This window comes from Paraburkholderia adhaesiva, from assembly GCF_021390575.1.
Lineage (GTDB): Bacteria > Pseudomonadota > Gammaproteobacteria > Burkholderiales > Burkholderiaceae > Paraburkholderia > Paraburkholderia adhaesiva.
This window is the reverse complement of the sequence record NZ_JAJEJQ010000002.1, coordinates 383,439-403,230: the sequence shown is the minus strand read 5'-3', so window position 1 is coordinate 403,230 and position 19,792 is coordinate 383,439. Positions and strand designations below refer to the sequence as shown.

Sequence of the window (19,792 nt, the reverse complement as noted above, 5' to 3'; positions counted from 1 at the left end):
CCGTTGCCCCTCCCCGGCGCACGCGCGGAATTCTCATCAGCCGCCGTCCATTGATGTACTACGTGACACGTTTGCGGCGATTGATTGGATTCACTTTAGACGACTTCTGGCAGGCCGCAAGGTCGACGTAGCCGCATGCGCGAAAACACACGTCCGGCACCATTTCTGGCATGCACCGGTTGCGTGCGCACAGACTATCCCCGTCCGCGCGCGCGACTGCTGCGCTGCCGCAAAACGTGGGCAGCGCGTTACGTTTCGCGATGCCAGTGCTGCTCGACATCGTGGGGATGCAGGGTCAGCATCACCACGAACGCAACGACGCCAGCCCCGATCGTAGCCACGCCGTAGAGCACGACGTTGCTCAAGTCGAAGAACAGTCCGTGAATCACGACCGCCAGGCCGAACAGCGAGACGAAAGTGGCGAGCGTCGCCACGAAGATCCTGAATTCGCTTTGCACCATGATGTACTCCGCAAAACGGAGCCGGCCGCGGTCCGTCGGCCGCTGCCGGGGCGCGAGACGCGTTGCGCCCTCGTTACCATCCTGGCACTGGCGCGGACGAACGCAAGCGGAATCTGCAGCGTGCCATGCGGTCTAGAGCTGGCCGCCAATCCGCGATCGGGAAGCGACGCGCAAATCCGCGCACGTCAATACCGCGCCACGCTGCGGCGCAACGAGAAACCTGCGCGCGATATACCGTCACCGCGCGCTCAATCCGCTCAGAACAACCGCAGACGGACGCAACCTGACGCCCTGCCCGCCTGCAAATCTGGTCGGCGCTGCTGCAGCTTCAGTGTCGTGACCACAGCACACGAACAAGGCCACGCACACGACACCTCGTTGACCGACGATCCCGGCGCTGGCGCTAGCGCTTGTGAGTCGCAAGCGCTTGCGCGGCACGCCAGGTTAAGCTTGCACAGTTCTATTCATCTCGTGCCCCATGGCCTCTGCCCAGGAACTCAAACGCTTCCGGCGCAACCTCGCCGACGAACTCGACAGCGCTGCCGTCTACGACACGCTCGCCACGGCCGAGCAGGACGCAAACCGCCGTACGATCTTCGCCGAACTCGCGGCATCCGAGCGCGAGCATGCGCGCGTCTGGCACGACAAGCTCGTGGCGAACGGCATCGAGCCAGGACGGCATCGACGCAGCGCGAAAACCCGACTGCTGCAGACGCTCACGCGCTTTTTCGGCCCGTCGATCGTACTGCCAACCGTCGCGGCAGCCGAATTCGCCGACCGTGACCGCTACGCGCACGAACCGGGTGCCGAAGCGCTCTCTGCGCAAGAGCAGCAGCACGCGGCAATCGTGCAGTCGATCGTCGCGAGCAGGGCCGAGAGCGGCCGCTCGAAAGGCGAGCAGATCGCCGCCGCCGAGTCGTGGCACAAGGGCGCGACCTCGGGCAACGACCTGCGGGCAGCGGTGCTCGGCGCGAATGACGGCCTTGTCTCGAACTTCTGTCTCATCATGGGCGTCGCGGGCGCGGGCAGCGCCAACCGCGCGATCCTGCTCACCGGTCTCGCGGGACTCGTGGCGGGCGCCTGTTCGATGGCGCTCGGCGAATGGCTTTCGGTCACCAATGCGCGCGAACTCGCGCGCACGCAGCTCGCCAAGGAGGCCGACGAAATCGAGCACACACCGGATGCCGAACGCCACGAACTCGCGCTGATCTATCAGGCGAAGGGCCTCGACGTCGAGGAGTCGCGGCGTGTCGCCGCGCAGATCATGCGGGACCGCGATCATGCACTCGACACCCTCGCGCGCGAGGAACTCGGCATCGATCCGAAGGAACTGGGCGGCAACCCGTGGTCGGCGGCGGCGGTGTCGTTCTGTCTGTTTGCGCTCGGCGCGGCGTTTCCCACTGCGCCGTTCCTCTGGGCGCACGGCACGACGGCGATCGTGCAGTCGGTCGTGCTGAGCGCGATCGGACTTGCGACCGTCGGCGTGTTCACGTCGCTCTTCAACGGACGCAGCGCCGCGTTTTCCGCGTTCCGGCAGATCGCAATCGGGCTCGTTGCGGCAGGGTTCACCGCGGGCGCGGGCCGGTTGCTGGGAGTATCGATTTCGTGAGTGCGGACAAGCTGGAAAGTACGGTGCCGCGCGTGCGCGTCGAGCCGCTCGGCGTCACGTTCGAGGCGCCGCCGGAACTCACGTTGCTGGAGGCGGCCGGGTTCGCTGGCATCCACCTGCCGCGCCTGTGCCGCAACGGAACGTGCCGGACGTGCATCTGCCGTGTCGTGAGTGGCAAAGTGCGCTTCACGATCGAATGGCCGGGGCTAAGCCGTGAGGAGAAGGCAGAAGGCTACGTGCTGACGTGCGTGGCGATCGCGCAGACCGATCTCGTACTCGACGTGCCCGAGGCGGCATCGTCGTAACGATCATCGGGATACCGATACAATCCGGCAAATGAAAAAGCCCGCGACATTCGCCGCGGGCTTTCCCTGAAAAGCAGTCTGCGGACGCGAACGTCCCGGCCTCGCTTACGCGCCGCCGAAATACACAGCCTGTGGGCCCCTGCGGGCCGCTTCGGGAACAAATCCATGACCCGCCATCCACGACGAGCCACTCACGCCGCCGTATGAAGTGTCGCCCTGAGCGGCCGGCGCGCCGACAGCGGCGTCACTACCTGCGACCTGGTTGCGGCTCATCTGCTGGAATTCGACGAGCTGTGCGCGCACCTGCTCGCGGGTCAGGCCTTGATCGGCGGACTGGGCGAAGACAGCAACTGGCGCCGCGAAGGCAACAGCGACGACAACGGCTTGAACAAGCGATTTCATGATTGCAACCTCCTGGTCTTTTTGTGTTGCCTGCTGCGGTAATGGTGCTCGCAGCAAGTGACTGGATTCTAGGTAAGCACCCGACCCGGATATATACCTTTATCGGTGAATTCGAGTTGCATGATTTGCAATAATCGAAGCACCCACAATAACGCCGCACCGGCCGGGTTTACCTCGCCACTTAAGCACTTCGCGCAAAAATTCGTTGGAACAACAGGAACAGCGACTATTGTCGCAACGACAACATTAAGTTTGCAATTTGCGTATTTACCCTGATCCTGCAAGCACCTAAATTGTATGGACGGGCAGTGCAACGCGTTGCCGCCCTCACAAGAGATATTGGAGGTAACGTCGTGAAATCGTTTCTCAAGGCCGTCGCGGTCGCCGCTGTCCTCGCCGCCCCGGCCGTTTCGTTCGCCCAGCAACAGCAGCAGCAACCGCTGACGCGTGCTCAGGTGCGCGAAGAACTCGTACAACTACGCGCCGCCGGGTACGATCCAGCCGACTGGATGCACTATCCCGAAAACATTCAGGCCGCGGAGGCAAAAATCCACGCGCAGAAGGATGCACAAGCGTACGGCCCGTCGACGACCGGAACGTCGCAATCCAGCCAGTGATTCAGTTTGCCGCAGCCCTGAACGGCTGACGGGTTCGATAAACACATCAGGCCCGCCCTCGAGAGAGGAGCGGGCCTGATTGTTTCCAGCTTCTGGATTCGCTCAGAGCGATTTCATCCGGTCAGTGCCGGTCACTATCGATCACTACCGGTCACCGCCGGGACCACCGGGGCCGCCGTGACCTCCGCCGCCGTGACCTCCAGGGCCGCGGCCGCCCCCGCCCCCGCCGTGACCACCCTGGGCAACGGGTCCATGACCGCCCGGCCCACGCGGGCCGCCATGCCATTCGCCACCGCGATGGTCATACTCCCTTCCGCCGCCCCAGATACCGATGTTCACGGCCCCGTATGCGGGTACGTAGGCCGGCCCGTAGCCGTAGTAGCCGGTCGAGTACGGCTGTTCATACCCGTAACCATAACCGGAGTCGTACGCCGGGACCGCCACGCACCCGGCCAGCAGCGCAACCGCGCCTGCGATAAAAATGTTCCTCGGCATTGCACACCTCTCCTTTCCATTTGTAAGAAAGCAGAGGTGTAATTAAGTTCGTGCCAAATTACATTTCTTTGTTACGCGCGTAACGGCAATGTTCCGACCCCGTCACTCACGGACGCTTGCCCAGCGCCTGGTCGATCTTGCGGTCGGTATGAAACTGGCTGAGCGAATAGACGGCCCAGATGGCGGCCGGAATCCAGCCGATCAGCGTGATCTGCAGAATCAGACAGATGATTCCCGCCAGCGGACGTCCAATCGTGAAAAAGAGCAACCAGGGGAGAAGAATCGCAATCAGGAGACGCATGGCCTCAGAGCCTCACAGGCAGGGTTTCAGGATTCAGTTGACGGGCGCAAACCGCGGGACCAGCGCACCTTCGTGTTCGACGAGTTCGAAGAACACCGCAGCAGGCCGCGTCCAGATCGTGCCGTTTGAGGCGCGGTACACGATCATGGTGACCGACGGATCCGCTTCGAGTGTCGCCTCGCAGACCAGTTCGTAGATGCCACCCTTGTAATGCCGGTACCGCACCATTGTGTTCCCCTCGTGGTTAGCGCATGGCGTGCTTGCGCGACCTTCCTAGTTTAACAACGGACGCAGACATCCTCTAACTGCCGCGTCGTGCTTGCGTTTGCGCTTTGCGCCGTCGCATCAGGCGCGTTGCCAGCGAGTACGCGTGAGCGTGCGCGATCGCAGCAGTGGCCCGGTTTCATCAACACCGAACTTCACAAGGCCGTTTTCGCGCTGGTGCTAGTGAAACACATCGACTAGTCCGTGATGCATTACGCCCGCAGCAAGATCGAGCGGCGCGTCGGCATACCCGAAATCTTCGCGAGCAAACGCGCGATGCGCCGCTGGCCGCAGTCCGGTTCACGCGCTTGCGAACTGGACGCGCCGTCGTTACAGTTTGAAGCGCCCGCCCCACGCCGCGGGCAGCAGCCCCTCCCCGCGCAACGCGCCACTCAACCTCACACTGCACCCTGTTTCGCGCACATCTATGGATTTTGACGTCATCGTTCTGGGAGCCGGCATTGTCGGCGTGAGTGTGGCGCTGCATCTGCAAGATCGTGGCCGACGTGTAGCGCTCGTGGACCGACGCGGTCCCGGCGAAGAAACGAGCTTTGGCAACGCGGGCCTCATCGAGCGATCGTCGGTGGTGCCATACGGCTTTCCGCGCGACGCCGGCACGCTGCTGCGCTATGCGCGCAACCGCTCGACGGATCTCTACTGGGACTATCGCGCCCTGCCCTCATACGCAACGTGGCTCGCACGCTTCTGGTGGGAATCGTCGCCGCAGCGCCACGCCGCCGCCTCGCGTGACATGCTGCCGCTCATCGAGCGCAGCGTCGCCGAGCACGACGCGCTCGTCGCGCGTGCCGATGCGGCATCGCTCGTTCGGGCGAGCGGCTGGCTGCAGGCGTATCACACACCCCAGCGCTTCGAGCGGGAAGCCGCACAGGCGGAACGCACGGCGCGCGATCACGGGCTGCAGGTGAGCGTGCTCGACAAAACGGCCTTGCGCGCAAGAGAGCCGAGTCTTGCGCCGGGATTTGCCGGCGCGCTGCACTGGCTCGACCCGAAGACTGTGATCAATCCCGGCGCGCTCGTCGCGCGTTACGCGCGGCTGTTCGCGGCCGAGGGCGGCACGCTCGCGACAGGAGACGCGGCCACGTTGCGCCGGACAGGCGACGCGTGGACCGTGCAGACCGGGCAAGGCCTCATTGCCGCGCGCGACGCGGTCGTCGCGCTCGGTCCGTGGTCGGACACCGTGTTCGAGCCGCTCGGCTATCGCATTCCGTTGCGCGCGAAGCGCGGCTATCACATGCATTACCGGCCCGAGCGCGGAACGCTATCCGCGCCGGTTGTCGACAGCGAAATGGGTTACGCCGTCGCGCCGATGCAACAGGGCGTGCGGCTCACCACCGGCGTCGAACTCGCCCGGCGAGGCGCGGCTGCGACCGGCGTCCAGATCGAACGTGCCGAGGCGATTGCGAAGCCGCTGTTCGGACTCGGCGAACGCGTCGACCCGGAACCGTGGCTCGGCATGCGGCCCTGCACGCCCGACATGCGCCCCGTGATCGGTCCTGCGCCGCGTCACGCGGGCCTCTGGTTCGCGTTCGGCCACAATCATCACGGACTCACGCTCGGCCCCGTGACGGGCCGCCTGCTCGCTGACATGATGACGGGCGCCCCCACCTTCACCGATCCGCGTCCCTGGCGTGCCGAGCGCTTCGGCTAATTTCTCCGACGATTTTTTGTAGCGTGGCGCGAGTATTTTTGTCGTGTGATAACGACGTAATCGCAACAGTTGCTGGAGCCACGCGATGGCCACGCTCGAAGCCTTCCGCGCCGTTCTCGACGACCGGCACACGCCCGAAATTATCCGCAATCACATCATCGATTCATTGCAGTACGCGCTGCGCAATCACGGAGACGTTTTCGCGTCGAAGGAAGTGGAATGGCTCGCGACCTGGGACGACGCGCGCATTCCGCTTGCAGCGTCCCAAGAACTGCGCAAGCGTTCCGTCCCGATCTGAGGTGTATCGCTTTAGACGCGCATATATTTAGTTGTCCATTTCATCCGAAAACAACGCGGGTCTTACGTCATCCTTTGCTCGATGCAAAATCGGACCGCACGAGACGTAGCGACCCCAACTCCGCCGATACATCGGGCACCAACGCGCTGACGCTGGCGCAGCGCCCCCGTCGGTTACATCGCACCGGCGAAGCGGCCCGACATCGCGATGTCGCTTTAGAGGGAGACTCGCTGGAGTACGTCTATGCCGCGTCGTGCTACTGGGGCGATTCGCTAATCCGTAGCATTCGGATCGCGCACAAGCGCCGCCTGACCGGCCGTAGCGCACGCGATTCACACGCCCTGCGGACCTGCCGTGCGCTACTCCACGCGGTCACGGGCCACCCTGGCCGCGCGATCACCATTTCTGTAGTTGCCACATTGCTGAAACCCGGCAACGCTAGCGTCCGATCAACCGCCCGTGCCATGCGTGCAACATCGCCCCAACACTCGACTGCAAACGTTTGCGTTAGCGACTGCGCGAAGGTACAGTGCGTGCACTCGGCCATCCGTGCCGCATCGCCAACGCGCTGGCCGATGCCGCATCCGGAAGTGTTCCGTCCATGGCGCGCGCCCGGCGCAGCGCCGCAACCGGCACGATCCTCGACGGGAACAAGCGTTTCCCGCCGCAGCGTGCAAGCCGGCTACGTTCATCGATACGGAGAAGACGAAGTGCGATTCATCACGACGGGGATCTTGCTGTGCGTCGTCGCGGCCCCAGTAATTGCCGGGGAGCGCTACGTCGAGATCTGGAATCCTCCGGAGGCGCGCACGCCCGGGGTGCATTCCCCCCAGGCCGGCAAGAAGGCTCGTCCGCACCACGACACAAAACGCAAGGTGGCTTCTGCCGATCACCCCACGCCCCGCATGGTCGCTCAACCCGCGTTGCGCGCAAACCCGCCGACCGTCCCGGCCACACCGGGCAACGCGGCGCCCGGCCACAACCGCTCGCCGCTCATTACGCCGCAGATCGGCCCCGACGGCAATGTGCTGCAGGTGGGTTACCGCACGAGCACGTCCGACTGAGGGGCACCGCGCGAGGCGCGCGAGCGGCGCAAGCCGAGCAACCGTCCGCCACCGCACATAGCCGGCGCGACGGCCGGCCCGCTCTCGTGCGTCACCCCACAGACAATGGAAAGCCAGCAGACGACATTGAAACCGGACACGCAACTCGCCTCATCCGGATCATTCTGCTGACCGTTCCAGGCCGCCCGTGATTTGCTTGCGACGAAAGATTGGTTCCGCCAGCACGCGCCTGCAACTACGCTTGGCTCTTGCTCGCGCCACCGAAATTGCGCGCCACCTGGAACGCAAGCCGAGATCCATTCGCCATGAACGCACCCTTCCGCTACAAAGGCTATGACGTCGCCACGGCAGCGCAGCGACTGCCGAACGGCCTTTACGCCGCCAACCTGACCATCGGCACGCCGCCGGACAACAGCCGATCGTTTTACGCCCTCGACTACTTCTTCGATGAAGAACACGCGCTCGCCTACGCGTACCGCTGGGCGCGCATGTGGATCGACGAACAGCGCCACTGCGCTTGAAGGAGCGGGCTTCCTTACGGTTGTGACAGAATACGATCCACGTCACCGGACAACTGTGCGCCACGCCGGAAGCACCGACGCATCCGGCTCTTCGTGAACGGATTGGCGTGCTTGTCGCAAGCCGCTGTCTGGGGGTGTCCGCCCTGGCATTCGCCGCGCATGCACGACAGGGTTTCTCCTGGCATGGAAGCGCCTCGCTATCGCGAGCAGCATTGATGCTGACGGCAGCACGCGCGACGCCGGCTTCCCGATCGCGAACCGCGGAACGAGCGTGGCCAGGATCCGCGATTCCCGCGTCCGGCTGTCATGCCAGCGGTCGAGCCTTTTCGTGTTGCGCTTGATGACTCCATCACCGCCAAACGCGTCCGAGGCCGCCGTATAAGGAGAACGTCTCCATGACGTGGACTGTCGACAAGCAGCTTGCCCTTACCTCGACGCAAGCCGTCAAGGCGATCCAGTCCGGCCAGTTGAAGGCCGCCGAATATGTCGCGACACTGCTCGCGCGTGCAGAGGCGCTCGCGAACCTCAATGCGTTCACCGTGCTCGACGTCGAAGGCGCACTCGCTGCCGCGCACCGCATCGACGCGCTCGGCGAAAACGAACGGGCCCGCCTGCCGCTCGCCGGGCTGCCCATCGTCGTGAAGGACAACATCAACACACGCGGCCTGCAGACGTCGGCGGCAACGCCCGCGCTCGAAGGGTTCACGCCCGCCCGGCATGCGCCTTCGGTGCAACGGCTCGTCGATGCGGGCGCCATCCTGCTCGGCAAGGCCAACATGCACGAACTGGCGTTCGGCATCACGAGCACGAATCTGAGCCCCGGTGCGGGGCCTGTCCGCAATCCCTACGATCCCGGGCTGATTCCCGGCGGATCGTCGGGCGGCACGGCCGCCGCGATCGCCGCCCGCATCGCGCCGGCGGGACTCGGCACCGATACGGGCGGCTCGACGCGCATTCCAGCCGCGCTGTGCGGCATCGTCGGCCTGCGGCCGTCCGTCGGCGACGGCGGGACGCAGCGGCGCTATCACGACCCGCAAGCCGTCGTTCCCATCAGCCACACGCGCGACACAGTCGGGCCGATGGCACGTACTGTCGCCGACTTGACACTGCTCGACGGCGTCATCACCGGCCACGGCCCGCTCACGCAGGCGTCGATCGCGAATCTGCGCATTGGCTTGCCCGCACCGTTCTGGCAAGGGCTCGAAGCGGCGCTGGAAGACGTGGCGCGCAAAGCGCTGGACAAGCTGGAGGCGGCGGGCGTCACGCTCGTACCCGTCGAAATGAGCGAATTGTTCGCGCTCAACGCGCGCGTGAGCACGGCGATCGCGCTGCACGAGCCGCTCGAGGACCTGCACGCGTGGCTCGTCGCGAACCATGCGCCTGTGCAAAGCGTCGCCGAGGTCGTGGCGCGCATTGCGAGCCCGGACGTGCACGCCACCTACGACGCCGTGCTCGCCGACGAACTCGGCGGCGACTACCAGACTGCGCTCACCGTATGGCGGCCGCGTCTGCAGCAGCTTTACGCGCATACGTTCGCGGGGTGCGGAGTCGACGCGCTGCTCTTCCCGACGACGCGTCTCGTCGCAGTACCCATCGACGAACTGAACGGCTCCTCGCGCGTCTCGATCGACGGGGCTCCGCCCATCGACGAAATGAGTGCCTTCCTGCGCAATACCGACCCGTCCAGCAACGCCGGCATTCCAGGCCTTTCGCTGCCTGCCGGGCTGGTAGACGGGCGACTGCCGGTCGGGCTCGAACTCGACGGACCGCTCGGCAGCGACCGGCGTCTGCTCGCGATCGGGCTCGCGTTCGAGGAAATTCTCGGCACGCTGCCCGCACCCGCGATTTGAAGCGCGGCGCCGCTTGAATCGTCAGTTGCGGGCGGTCGTCGATCCGCTCGCCTGACCGCACGGCGTGCGGCATTGCGCCGCCCGCCGCGCCGCGCCCCGCGTGGCGGTCCCGCGCGCGAAGTCCCGCCACTTGGGGCATTCGGCGCACTGAGCCGTTCTTATCCCAGATCATTGCGACATATTGCCCCAATCGTTGCCCACGCATCGTTTTGGCGTGGGCGTACAATGAGATCCATTCGCATTTGATTACCCTCACTGCCATGCGTCTGACTGACCTCTCCAGAGGTGCCACCGCCTACGTCGAGCGCGTCGACGATGCGCATGAGCACGACCCCATTGCGAAGCGTCTGCGCGATCTCGGCTTCGTGCCGGGCGAGCCGGTGCGCGTCGTCGCCCGTGCGCCCTGGAGCGCCGACCCGCTACTCGTCCAGATCGGCTCGACGCGCTTCGCGCTGCGCCGCGCCGAAGCCCTTCGCGTGAGCGTCGCGGAGGCTTGCGCGTCGTGAATCAGGCACCACTGCGTATCGCCCTCGTCGGCAATCCCAATTGCGGCAAGACCGCGCTTTTCAACCTGCTCACCGGCGCGCGGCAAAAAGTGGCCAACTACGCGGGCGTCACCGTCGAGCGCAAGGAAGGCCGCTTCGTGACGCCCTCGGGCCGCAAGGTCCAGTTGCTCGACCTGCCGGGCGCGTACAGCTTCGATTCGACGAGCCCCGACGAGCGCGTCACCCGCGACGTCCTGCTCGGCCACTATCCCGGCGAAGCGGTGCCCGACCTCGTGGTCTGCGTCGCCGACGCGACGAATCTGCGCCTGCACCTGCGCTTCGTGCTCGAAGTGAAGCGGCTGGGGCGCCCGGCGGTCCTCGCGCTGAACATGATGGACGCCGCGAAGCGCCGCGGCATCACCGTGGATGTGGCGGAGCTCTCGCGCCAGCTCGGCATGCCCGTGGTCGAAACCGTGGCCGTGCGGCGCGGCGGCGCCCACGCTTTGATCGATCTGCTCGACCGCAGCGACGAGCAAACGGACAAGCAGACCGCGAACACCGACGCCCGTCCCGAAGACGCCGAAGACCTGCATGCCACCGTGCGAAGCATCCTCGCCGCGGCCGTGACGATACCGCGCGCCACCGACGCGCGCGACGACGCCATCGACCGCTGGACGCTGCACCCGGTCTTCGGTCCGCTGATCCTCGCAGTCGTGATGTTCCTCGTGTTCCAGGCGGTGTATTCGCTCGGCAAACCGCTCACGGATGCGATCGGCGACGGCTTTACCTGGCTCGGTGCGATGACCGGCACGCTGCTGCCCGAGGGGCCGCTGCGCAGCCTCCTCACCGACGGGATCCTCAGCGGTGTCGGCACAGTGCTCGGCTTCCTGCCTGAAATTCTCGTGCTGTTCTTCTTCATCCTCGTCCTGGAGGAATCGGGCTATCTGCCGCGCGCGGCGTTTCTGCTCGACCGCATCATGGTGTCGGTCGGGCTCACCGGACGCTCGTTCATTCCGTTGCTCTCGAGCTTCGCGTGCGCGATTCCCGGCATCATGGGCACGCGCAGCATCACCGATCCGCGCGACCGTCTCGCCACGATCCTCGTCGCACCGCTCATGACCTGCTCCGCGCGGCTGCCCGTCTACGCGCTCCTCATCGGCGCGTTCATTCCTCAGCGCATGGTCTTCGACGTGTTCAACCTGCAGGGACTCGTGCTGTTCGCGCTCTATCTCGCAGGCATCGTGGGCGCGATGGTGGTGGGCTGGGTGATGAAGCATCTGCGCCGCGACCGTCGCGAGCACGCGCCGCTGATGGAACTGCCGTCCTACCGTATGCCGCGCGCGCGTGACGTTGCGATCGGTCTGTGGGAGCGCGGCATGATCTTCCTGAAGCGTCTCACCGGCATCATCCTCGCGCTGACCGTGCTGATGTGGTTCATCTCGACTTTCCCCTCGCCGCTAGCCGGCGCGACCGGTCCCGCCATCGACTATTCCTTCGCAGGCTATATCGGCCGCGTGCTGCAGTATCCGTTCGCGCCGCTCGGCTTCAACTGGCAGATCAGCCTGTCGCTGATTCCGGCGTTCGCCGCGCGCGAAACCGCTGTGGCCGCGCTCGCCACGGTCTATTCGGTGGCGACCGGCGACTCCGATATCGCCGGACTCGGCCACACGCTCGCGCAGAACTTCTCGCTCGCGAGCGCGCTCTCGCTGATGGTGTGGTTCGCGTTCGCGCCGCAGTGCATGTCGACGCTCGCCGTGATCCGCCGCGAAACGCGCTCGTGGCGTGCAGTGGTGATCTCGTTCAGCTACATGTTTGCGGTGGCGTACGTCGCGTCATTTATCACCTATCAGATCGCGAGTCGCTTCGCATGAGTGCCGGACTCGTCATCCAATATGCGGTGATCGCGGCACTCGTGGCCGCGAGCCTGCTCTATACGCTTCGCAAGCTCGCCCCGACGTTGGCAGTGCAGCGCCAGGCCGCTCTCGCCGCCAGCCTGCTCAGGCCGGGACGCGGGCCATTCGCACAACGCGTTGGTCGTGCGCTGCAGCCGCGCGGTGCGACCGGTAATTGCGCCGATGGATGCGGGACATGCGGCTCGTGTGGTCCGACGCCCGCCGCCGAAGGCGAAAAAAGCGAGCGTCCTCTCACGTTTCATCCACCGCGTAAGTAAGCGGTGCGCGTTCGTGGCCTGTCCGCAACGTTACGTTGGTACACAGCCATCGCGCCGAAGCGGGCTCGAGTGCCTTCGCTTGCCGGGACTAATCCGCACTTGCTCTTGATTGCGGAAACGGATGCCTTGCAGCCCGGCGCCGACTCGTACTCACACGCGTGACACACGCTTTCGGCTACACTCGCCGCAACATCCAGCCACCCGCCTACGCGACGTAGCGGCGGCGGCGTGGCCCGCTCCCCTGTCACGATTGCGCCGAGCCGATGCGATACACCAACCTGATACGGAACGTCTTTCTCGCAACCAGCGCCGCCGCGCTGCTTTCCGTCGGAGGCTGCGCCCGCCTTTCGACGGTCGACTCTGACGCACTCTGGAAAATCGTAGGCGGCCAGTGCGTCCCGAACGTACGCGACACCGGCAAGCCCGCGCCTTGCACGAGCGTCGATTTGCAGAATCGCTATGCAGTGCTCAAAGACATCTCGGGCCGGGCCCAATATCTGCTGATCCCGACCGACCGCGTACCGGGCATCGAAAGTCCCCAGATTCTTTACGCGGGCTCGCCGGAATACTGGGTCGGTGCATGGAATGCCGGGCACCACGTCAATGCGAGGATCGACATGCAACTCGCCGCGAACCAGCTCGGCCTCGAAATCAACTCTTCCGTGCAGCGCTCGCAGAATCAACTACACATCCACGTGGATTGCATGCGAACCGATATCACCGATGCCCTCGCTGCGCATCGCGCCGACGCGCCCGGCGAGTGGAGCTGGATTACCCTGGACGGCAAGCGCTATCGTGTGACGCGCGTCACGAGCCTGCAGGACCGCAGCAATCCGTTCCGGGTGGTGGCACGCGATCTTGAAGCCCAGCAGACGATGGGCGCGCAAACGATCCTCGTGACGGGTGCCGGACCCGATGCCGACCGCTACGGTTGGCTGATCGTCAACAGCGGACGTGATGTTGAAGGTGGCACCGGTACCGCCGAAGGCTTGCTCGATCACGCTTGTGGGGTTGCGCGACCGAGGTGACGTTCACCCCTCGGATTGCGGAAGACGAAGGGCGCCTGGCCGACCCACAAAAGTCGATCGATACAAACGCCGCCATGTCCGTTAGCGAATGGATATCGGGAAATAGCCTTCGTCCCCGCGCGCCCAGACCTCAGTGACTGGCCCCGAGATACGCTGCCTTCACTGAAGGATCGTTTTGCAATTTCGCGGCCGGACCATGCGTCGCAATCCTGCCGTTTTCCAGCACGTAGCCATAGTCGGCCACATTGAGCGCCGCAGCCGCGAACTGCTCGACGAGCAGCATCGTCACGCCCTGACTCTTCAGATTCGCGATGATGCGAAACACCTCGTCGACGAGAATCGGTGCAAGCCCCATCGACGGTTCGTCGAGCAGTACGAGGTCCGGATTCAGCATGATGGCGCGCGCCATGGCGAGCATCTGCTGTTCGCCCCCGGAGAGCGTGCCTGCCAGCTGATTGCGACGCTCCTTGAGTCGCGGAAACAGTTCGATCGCACGTTCCAGATCGGCGTTGACGTCGCCGCGCGGACGCGCCCACGTCAGCCGCGGAAACGCGCCGAGGATGAGATTGTCGGTAACGGTCATCGTCGCAAACACGCGCCGGCCTTCCGGCGAATGGGCGAGTCCGAGTCGCGCGATGCGATGCGAATCCATTGCGTCGATCCGCTTTACGTTGCCGCTGTCGCCCATCGTGATTTCGCCGTCCGTGGGCCGGATCATGCCCGAGATCGCGCGCATCGTGGTCGTCTTCCCTGCGCCGTTCGAGCCGATAAGCGTGACGACCGAACCCTTCGGTACATCCATCGAGATGCCGTGCAGCACCTTGACCTTGCCATAACCTGCATGCAGGTTTCTGATCGATAACATGTCGTGTCCCCGTAGATGCGCCCTGTGGAGGCGCACCGTTTATGCACTGAATCGCCCGGTCTACGCGGCCTGGCAGCCGAGATAGGCTTCGATGACCTTTTCGTTCGACTGGATTTCGGCCGGCTTGCCTTCCGCGATCTTTTGCCCGAAGTCCAGCACCGAGACCGTGTCACAGACGCTCATCACCACGTCCATGTGATGTTCGATCAGCACAACTGTGATGCCGTGATCGTGCACCTTGCGGATGATCGCGATCAGATCCTTGATGTCGGGCGCAGTGAGGCCGGCGGCCGGTTCGTCAAGCAGCAACAGTTGCGGATCGAGTGCGAGTGCCCGTGCGATTTCGAGCAGGCGCTGCTTGCCGTAAGGAAGATTGCGCGCCTCTTCCCCGGCGACGTTTTCCAGCCCGACAAAGCGCAGCATCCTGAACGCCCGCTCGCGGGCGGCGCTCGCTTCACGGCGGTAGCGCGACGACATCAGGCCCACGTCTGCCAACTGCGACTTGAAGGTGTGATGCAGGCCCACCAGCACGTTTTCGAGCGCGGTCAATTCGCCGAACAACTGCACGTTCTGGAAGGTGCGCGCAATGCCGGACAACGCGATATGCGACGACGTGCGCCCCGCGAGTGATTGACCCAGATAGTCGACCGTGCCAGAGGTCGGAACGTAAATGCCGGTCAGCACGTTCATCATCGTGCTCTTGCCGGACCCGTTCGGTCCGATCAGGCCGTGGATCGTGCCTCGCCGGACAGTCAGATCGACGTTGTTCAGCGCCTTCAGTCCGGCGAACTGCATCAGGATGCCGCGCAGCTCGAGGATGTTCTCCGTGCCTTCGGCGTGCACGGCATGAAGCGCGTCGGGGCCGATATCCTCTTGTTCCGGGATCTCGAAGGTGACAGTGCGCACGCGACCGTGCGTCACGATCTTGCGCACGAAGCCAACGACCCCATCTTGCAGATAGTAGACGACGAGCAGGATCATCAGCCCGAAGATCGTCAGGCGCCAGTCGGCAAGCGTATCGATCAGATACGAAAAGGCAGCGAGGCCCACGGTGCCGCCGAGAGGAATGACGACCTTGCGCGGCGAGGTGAGCTTGCGCGCGATGGCGATCGCCGAGCCGATTGCGACCACCACTGCCAGCGTCGTCGCCACCGTGCGGAACATGTCGATATCGTCGAGCAGTTTCGGCAGCATCACGATGATCGTCGAACCGACGAGTGCACCCGTGCGGGTCTTGCGGCCGCCCATGATGATCGCGAGAAGAAACAGGATCGTCAGTTCGAAGTTATAGGTGTTGGGCGAAATGTACTGCTCGGAATACGAGTAAAGGCACCCTGCCAGACCGGCGAATCCTGCGCTGATCACAAACGCGTAGACCTTGTAGCGATACACCGATACGCCCATACAGTCCGACGCAATCGGGCTGTCGCGCAGCGCTTCGAAGGCACGGCCGAGATGCGATTTGAGCACCCGGTGCACGACGATCAGTGACACCACCATCAGCGCCGCGACGAGCCAGTAGTACTCGGTTTCGTTGAGCGTATGGCCTGCAAACGACGGCTTCGGCACCTTGATGCCGAGCGGGCCATTGGTCAGAAAATCCATCTCGTTGATGAGGATCTGGATGATCGTGCCGAACGCGAGCGTCACCATCGCGAGATACGGGCCGGACACGCGCAGCGCCGGCAACGCCAGAATCGCGCCGAAGCCGGCTGTGACCAGGATCGCAAGCGGTGCGGTAACAAAGAACGGCACGCCGAGCTTGATGAACAGCACGCCAGCCGTATAGGCACCCACGCCGAACAAACCGGCGTGCCCCAGCGACACCTGTCCGGTATAGCCTACGACGATGTCGAGACCGAACAACAGGATCGCGTAGATCATGATGGTCTCGACCAGATGGATGTAGTACGGATTTCCCGAGAGCACAGGAAACACCGCAAGTGCGACGAGCCCAACGGCCGCCGCGACGAGCTTCTTCTTGTTCATGGCTGTCCTCAAACTTTCTTGATCGCAGTCTTGCCGAACAGACCGGCCGGCTTCACCGCGAGCACGATCAGCAACAGCACGAGCCCGGGCACATCCTTGTATCCGGTGGAGATATAAAAGCCGGTCGTCGTCTCTGCGATCCCGAGGATCACGCCGCCGACAAGGATGCCCATCCCGCTCGACAGGCCGCCAATGATCGCCACGGCAAACGCCTTGAGACCCAGTACTGCGCCCATCGTCGCGCCTGTTAGCGTGAGCGGCGCGATCAGCACGCCGGCGAATGCAGCAGTCAACGAAGACAGTGCATACGAAAACGTGATGACGAGACCTGTGTTGATGCCCATCAGCGCCGCGGCATCGCGATCGTTAGCGGTGGCGACAACGGCCTTGCCGAAGATCGTCTTGCGGTTGAAAAATTCGACGGCGAGCATCATCACAATTGCGCCGGCCACGACCAGCAGCTCCATCGGCAGCACATTGGCGCCGAACACCTTGAGCGGCGTCTCCGGCAAAGGTGAAGGGAAACGCAGATCGTCGTGGCCCCAGACGTTCTCAGCGACGTTCTTGAAGATGATACCGAGCGCGATCGTCGACATGATCCAGCCAAACTCGGATTTGATCTTGATCGCCGGCCGCACGCCGATCCGTTCGACGAACGCTCCTTGCACAAGACCGAACACGCAAACGATCGGAATCACCAGCCAGTAATTGACGCCGAGCGTCACGAGCGTGAGGCCGACGAGCGCGCCGAGCATCAGCGCGTCGCCCTGCCCGAAATTCAGCGTGCCGGAGGTGGAAAACGTGAGTTGGTAACCAAACGCGATCACGGCGTAGATCATGCCGAGCGCGATGCCGCTATAGATCAGTTGCAGAAGAATGGCCATGGTCGACCGCGAGATGATTCGCGCAATAGAAGAACAATGCCGCGTCCGCCGGGCAGGCGGACGCGGCTTCGGGACATCCCCTGCGGCTTAGTTCGATGCGTTCGAGGCCTGCTTCGTGCGCACCTGGCTACCGCCCTTCAGGTCCGCATCGTAGGCATACACGACCCGTCCACCCTTGACCTCGCCGACCACCGGCACGTTCGCGCTGATCGCTTCGTGGTCGTCGTGCGTGAACGGCTTGTCGTACACCATCACGACGCCATCCACACGGGAATTGAGGTTCTCGAGCGCCGCACGCACTTTCTGACCGTCCGTCGAGCCGGCCTGGCGGATTGCGGCAGCCAGCAGGTAGACCGAGTCGTAACCCTGTGCAGCCGATACCGGCGAGTCGATGCGGTCGTTCTTCGGCTTGAACTCCTTCAGGTAGGCCTCGACGAATGCCTTGCGCTTAGGCGTATTCGGTACCTGAATGAAGGTCTGCGGCATGCGTGCGCCCTCGCCGTTCGCCCCCGCGTTGTCGATGTAATTCGCCATCGAGAGCGTCCAGCTGCCGATCAGCGGCACTTTCCAGCCGAGCTTGGCCATGCCGTTTGCGATCTGCGCGAGTTCCGGTCCGATGCCGTACGTGAGCACTGCTTCAGCGCCGGCCTCCTTGGCCTTGAGCAGCTGGGCCGTCATATCGACGTCCTTGATATTGAATTTCTCTTCCGCTACCGGCTTCACGCCTTTAGCAGCAAGCGCTTTCTCCAGGTCTTCGCGACCCAGCTGGCCGTAATTGGTTGAGTCCGCAAGGATTGCGACCTTCTTGAAGCCTCGCTTCGTGACCGCTTCCTCGACGATCATCGGCGCCTGGATCCGGTCCGCGGCGGCGTTACGGAAGACGTAGTTGTCGGGTTGGTCGGTGAACTGCTTCGTCACGATACTGCCGGTCGCGACGTTATTGAATACGGGGATCTTCGCTTCCTGGAAGAAGCGTTGCGACGCGAGCGCCACGCCGGTGTTGACGTAGCCCACTACCGCGACGACCTTCTCCTTGTTGATCAACTCCTGCGCGATCTGCACGCCGCGTTCGTTCTTCGCTTCATCGTCGCGCTCGACCAGAACGATCTGGTGCCCCAGCACGCCGCCCGCTTTGTTGATTTCCGCCGTGGCAAGGCGCACGCCATCGCGCATGCTCACGCCCATCGAAGACGACCCACCCGTGAACGGCCCGTCAACGCCGATCTTGATCGGCTCGGCAGCCTGCCCGACATTCGCGAAAGCACAAAGCACGAGCGCACCCACAACGCTCTTCAAGCGTAATTCCATGATCGTCTCCGTAGCATGTCTTTTTTACCAGCTCGATGCGAGCCGCGCGACTGGGCAAACGCCCGACGTTGCGTACGCACCATTACGCTGGACCGGTTATCCGGCCAGACAGTATAGAAATCGTAAGATTTAAGTAATAGCCCGGAGTAACCCGTAATGGGCAATCCTGACTCGACGCAGCGGTGAAGGTGGACGCGCCTGTCTTGTGGCATGAGATGAGGGGTGGGCAAGTTTGCCGGTCCTGGCGCAGATAGACGGTCTTGAATGAATAGCAAAAAATACAAAGGATTCCTGCTTTATAAATAGACTATCCACGCAGACGACGGGCGCAGCCGATATCATTGGCCGCGCCTCGTGAGATCGAATCGACCTTTGCGAATGCGATACATCAAGTCAATGCCTGCGAGCGTGATCGCGGCGTTACGTGGACGCTTGAAGCAGAGGTAACAATGATCCTGGACGTTGCCTGCCGCGCCAGATCAAACGCCCGAAAGCATTCGCAATTCGGCCATTCACGGTCGAGACATCGAATTTCACTGGATGACCGAATGTCGCCCGACATGGCAGACGGTCATCGCTCCCTTGCTGACGCTCGCAATCGGCTTCGTACCGCCGGAGATCGCTGTGGCGGATGGCACCGCGATCGACGCCCTGCGATTCCTCATTGATTTACGAGCGGACGAACGGTGCTCGCCGTCCGCCATAGCCGTGCTATTTGTCCGTGCGCAACCACGGAGTGAAAGTAATACCAACCAGCAATCCTTCCGGTGAAAGAAAACGGCTGACCTTCTGCCCCCACGGTTCTGTCCTGTTCCTGACAAGCATTCGATATCCTCGCGACTCAAGCTCCGCCGTCGCCTCCTCGACGCTATCGACATCGAACTCGAGCCAGGCCTGCGGAGCAGGAATATCGTCGGGCCAGGCGTCGTTGCCAAAGCACGACTGGGCTGCGTGATAAAGCGGCCAAAGCGCAAAGGCGTTTGCGCCTTTCAGAGCCTCCGTGTGAAGGTAGCCGCCAGTCTCTTCTTTGAATGGAATACCGAGGTTCTCGCCGTAGAGCTTGCGGCTCGCCTCCGTGTCGCGGACGATAGGACCAAAGCCCGCAATGAACAAAACTTCGACATTTGCGAATTGATTCATGGCGCTCACTCCTCCAACAACTACTCACCGCTTTCACGAAGCGCGCCTCGTCGGCTCGCCTCAACCA

The 19,792-nt window shown here is 63.5% G+C and carries 22 protein-coding genes; 12 read left to right on the top strand and 10 right to left on the bottom strand.

Annotated features, from left to right (window positions below; all coding sequences use genetic code 11):
- Positions 1-248: 248 nt before the first annotated feature.
- Entirely contained in the window at positions 249-461 is a 213-nt protein-coding gene (locus tag L0U80_RS17385) for a DUF2964 family protein (protein ID WP_233867418.1), read from the bottom strand.
- A 478-nt stretch (positions 462-939) separates the two neighbouring features.
- Here L0U80_RS17385 and L0U80_RS17380 point away from each other — a divergent pair, with 478 nt between their 5' ends.
- Together L0U80_RS17380 and L0U80_RS17375 are read left to right on the top strand one after the other, a co-directional pair.
- A complete protein-coding gene (locus tag L0U80_RS17380) occupies positions 940-2,070 on the top strand; it encodes a VIT1/CCC1 transporter family protein (RefSeq protein ID WP_233867416.1) in 1,131 nt (376 codons plus the stop codon).
- Positions 2,067-2,375 (top strand): 2Fe-2S iron-sulfur cluster-binding protein, encoded by a 309-nt coding sequence (locus L0U80_RS17375; protein WP_233867413.1) that lies wholly within the window; start codon positions 2,067-2,069, stop codon positions 2,373-2,375. The genes L0U80_RS17380 and L0U80_RS17375 overlap by 4 nt, the downstream gene beginning before the upstream one ends.
- Positions 2,376-2,480: 105 nt before the next feature.
- On the opposite strand, the gene L0U80_RS17370 is transcribed toward L0U80_RS17375, so the two are convergent.
- A complete protein-coding gene (locus tag L0U80_RS17370) occupies positions 2,481-2,777 on the bottom strand; it encodes a DUF4148 domain-containing protein (protein ID WP_233867411.1) in 297 nt (98 codons plus the stop codon).
- Positions 2,778-3,130: 353 nt separating this feature from the next.
- On the opposite strand from L0U80_RS17370, the gene L0U80_RS17365 reads away from it, so the two are divergent.
- Positions 3,131-3,394 carry a DUF4148 domain-containing protein gene (locus L0U80_RS17365; protein WP_233867409.1) on the top strand — a complete coding sequence of 88 codons (264 nt, stop codon included), beginning with the start codon at positions 3,131-3,133 and terminating at the stop codon, positions 3,392-3,394.
- 144 nt (positions 3,395-3,538) lie between these two features.
- On the opposite strand, the gene L0U80_RS17360 is transcribed toward L0U80_RS17365, so the two are convergent.
- The 3 genes from L0U80_RS17360 to L0U80_RS17350 all read right to left on the bottom strand — a co-directional run bounded on the left by L0U80_RS17360 (position 3,539) and on the right by L0U80_RS17350 (position 4,418).
- Entirely contained in the window at positions 3,539-3,889 is a 351-nt protein-coding gene (locus L0U80_RS17360; RefSeq protein ID WP_233867406.1) for a hypothetical protein, read from the bottom strand.
- A 106-nt stretch (positions 3,890-3,995) separates the two neighbouring features.
- Positions 3,996-4,190: a YqaE/Pmp3 family membrane protein gene (locus tag L0U80_RS17355; RefSeq protein ID WP_124151927.1), complete on the bottom strand. Its 195-nt coding sequence runs from the start codon at positions 4,188-4,190 to the stop codon at positions 3,996-3,998.
- 33 nt (positions 4,191-4,223) lie between these two features.
- On the bottom strand, positions 4,224-4,418 hold the full coding sequence (locus L0U80_RS17350; RefSeq protein ID WP_233867403.1) for a DUF1653 domain-containing protein: 195 nt from the start codon (positions 4,416-4,418) through the stop codon (positions 4,224-4,226).
- 463 nt (positions 4,419-4,881) lie between these two features.
- Here L0U80_RS17350 and L0U80_RS17345 point away from each other — a divergent pair, with 463 nt between their 5' ends.
- The 9 genes from L0U80_RS17345 to L0U80_RS17305 all read left to right on the top strand — a co-directional run bounded on the left by L0U80_RS17345 (position 4,882) and on the right by L0U80_RS17305 (position 13,539).
- Positions 4,882-6,123: an NAD(P)/FAD-dependent oxidoreductase gene (locus tag L0U80_RS17345; protein ID WP_233867400.1), complete on the top strand. Its 1,242-nt coding sequence runs from the start codon at positions 4,882-4,884 to the stop codon at positions 6,121-6,123.
- Between the two features lie 85 nt (positions 6,124-6,208).
- Positions 6,209-6,421, top strand: coding sequence for a hypothetical protein (locus L0U80_RS17340; protein WP_233867397.1), 213 nt, complete (start codon positions 6,209-6,211; stop codon positions 6,419-6,421).
- Positions 6,422-7,131: 710 nt separating this feature from the next.
- Positions 7,132-7,485, top strand: coding sequence for a hypothetical protein (locus L0U80_RS17335; RefSeq protein ID WP_233867394.1), 354 nt, complete (start codon positions 7,132-7,134; stop codon positions 7,483-7,485).
- A 305-nt stretch (positions 7,486-7,790) separates the two neighbouring features.
- Entirely contained in the window at positions 7,791-8,006 is a 216-nt protein-coding gene (locus tag L0U80_RS17330) for a transcriptional regulator (RefSeq protein WP_233867377.1), read from the top strand.
- Positions 8,007-8,401: 395 nt separating this feature from the next.
- A complete protein-coding gene (gene iaaH, locus L0U80_RS17325) occupies positions 8,402-9,856 on the top strand; it encodes an indoleacetamide hydrolase (RefSeq protein ID WP_233867374.1) in 1,455 nt (484 codons plus the stop codon).
- Between the two features lie 242 nt (positions 9,857-10,098).
- The gene (locus tag L0U80_RS17320; RefSeq protein ID WP_233867364.1) at positions 10,099-10,362 is read left to right on the top strand and encodes a FeoA family protein; all 264 of its coding nucleotides are present in this window, start codon (positions 10,099-10,101) and stop codon (positions 10,360-10,362) included.
- Complete coding sequence (feoB, locus tag L0U80_RS17315) at positions 10,359-12,212, top strand: ferrous iron transporter B (protein WP_233867361.1); 1,854 nt, start codon at positions 10,359-10,361, stop codon at positions 12,210-12,212. Before L0U80_RS17320 ends, feoB begins: the two co-directional genes overlap by 4 nt.
- Positions 12,209-12,511, top strand: coding sequence for a DUF6587 family protein (locus tag L0U80_RS17310; RefSeq protein ID WP_233867358.1), 303 nt, complete (start codon positions 12,209-12,211; stop codon positions 12,509-12,511). The genes feoB and L0U80_RS17310 overlap by 4 nt, the downstream gene beginning before the upstream one ends.
- Positions 12,512-12,774: 263 nt before the next feature.
- Positions 12,775-13,539: a CDP-diacylglycerol diphosphatase gene (locus L0U80_RS17305; protein ID WP_233867356.1), complete on the top strand. Its 765-nt coding sequence runs from the start codon at positions 12,775-12,777 to the stop codon at positions 13,537-13,539.
- Positions 13,540-13,669: 130 nt separating this feature from the next.
- Here the strand turns inward: L0U80_RS17305 and L0U80_RS17300 are convergent, their stop codons facing one another.
- The 5 genes from L0U80_RS17300 to L0U80_RS17280 form a co-directional block, all read right to left on the bottom strand.
- Positions 13,670-14,404 (bottom strand): ABC transporter ATP-binding protein, encoded by a 735-nt coding sequence (locus L0U80_RS17300; protein WP_233867354.1) that lies wholly within the window; start codon positions 14,402-14,404, stop codon positions 13,670-13,672.
- 60 nt (positions 14,405-14,464) lie between these two features.
- Entirely contained in the window at positions 14,465-16,393 is a 1,929-nt protein-coding gene (locus tag L0U80_RS17295; RefSeq protein ID WP_233867352.1) for a branched-chain amino acid ABC transporter ATP-binding protein/permease, read from the bottom strand.
- Positions 16,394-16,401: 8 nt separating this feature from the next.
- Positions 16,402-17,277: a branched-chain amino acid ABC transporter permease gene (locus L0U80_RS17290; protein WP_233867350.1), complete on the bottom strand. Its 876-nt coding sequence runs from the start codon at positions 17,275-17,277 to the stop codon at positions 16,402-16,404.
- Positions 17,278-17,364: 87 nt separating this feature from the next.
- Entirely contained in the window at positions 17,365-18,585 is a 1,221-nt protein-coding gene (locus L0U80_RS17285) for an ABC transporter substrate-binding protein (RefSeq protein ID WP_233867348.1), read from the bottom strand.
- A gap of 711 nt (positions 18,586-19,296) precedes the next feature.
- Positions 19,297-19,725: a VOC family protein gene (locus L0U80_RS17280; RefSeq protein WP_233867346.1), complete on the bottom strand. Its 429-nt coding sequence runs from the start codon at positions 19,723-19,725 to the stop codon at positions 19,297-19,299.
- Between the last annotated feature and the right edge of the window lie 67 nt (positions 19,726-19,792).

Coding starts and splice junctions, on each gene's coding strand:
- L0U80_RS17350 (WP_233867403.1), bottom strand. CDS start 4,418: ATGGTGCGGTACCGGCATTACAAGGGTGGCATCTACGAACTGGTCTGC.
- iaaH (WP_233867374.1), top strand. CDS start 8,402: ATGACGTGGACTGTCGACAAGCAGCTTGCCCTTACCTCGACGCAAGCC.
- L0U80_RS17285 (WP_233867348.1), bottom strand. CDS start 18,585: ATGGAATTACGCTTGAAGAGCGTTGTGGGTGCGCTCGTGCTTTGTGCT.
- L0U80_RS17330 (WP_233867377.1), top strand. CDS start 7,791: ATGAACGCACCCTTCCGCTACAAAGGCTATGACGTCGCCACGGCAGCG.
- L0U80_RS17345 (WP_233867400.1), top strand. CDS start 4,882: ATGGATTTTGACGTCATCGTTCTGGGAGCCGGCATTGTCGGCGTGAGT.
- L0U80_RS17340 (WP_233867397.1), top strand. CDS start 6,209: ATGGCCACGCTCGAAGCCTTCCGCGCCGTTCTCGACGACCGGCACACG.
- L0U80_RS17310 (WP_233867358.1), top strand. CDS start 12,209: ATGAGTGCCGGACTCGTCATCCAATATGCGGTGATCGCGGCACTCGTG.
- L0U80_RS17385 (WP_233867418.1), bottom strand. CDS start 461: ATGGTGCAAAGCGAATTCAGGATCTTCGTGGCGACGCTCGCCACTTTC.
- L0U80_RS17295 (WP_233867352.1), bottom strand. CDS start 16,393: ATGAACAAGAAGAAGCTCGTCGCGGCGGCCGTTGGGCTCGTCGCACTT.
- L0U80_RS17380 (WP_233867416.1), top strand. CDS start 940: ATGGCCTCTGCCCAGGAACTCAAACGCTTCCGGCGCAACCTCGCCGAC.
- L0U80_RS17290 (WP_233867350.1), bottom strand. CDS start 17,277: ATGGCCATTCTTCTGCAACTGATCTATAGCGGCATCGCGCTCGGCATG.
- L0U80_RS17305 (WP_233867356.1), top strand. CDS start 12,775: ATGCGATACACCAACCTGATACGGAACGTCTTTCTCGCAACCAGCGCC.
- L0U80_RS17370 (WP_233867411.1), bottom strand. CDS start 2,777: ATGAAATCGCTTGTTCAAGCCGTTGTCGTCGCTGTTGCCTTCGCGGCG.
- L0U80_RS17280 (WP_233867346.1), bottom strand. CDS start 19,725: ATGAATCAATTCGCAAATGTCGAAGTTTTGTTCATTGCGGGCTTTGGT.
- L0U80_RS17360 (WP_233867406.1), bottom strand. CDS start 3,889: ATGCCGAGGAACATTTTTATCGCAGGCGCGGTTGCGCTGCTGGCCGGG.
- L0U80_RS17300 (WP_233867354.1), bottom strand. CDS start 14,404: ATGTTATCGATCAGAAACCTGCATGCAGGTTATGGCAAGGTCAAGGTG.
- L0U80_RS17355 (WP_124151927.1), bottom strand. CDS start 4,190: ATGCGTCTCCTGATTGCGATTCTTCTCCCCTGGTTGCTCTTTTTCACG.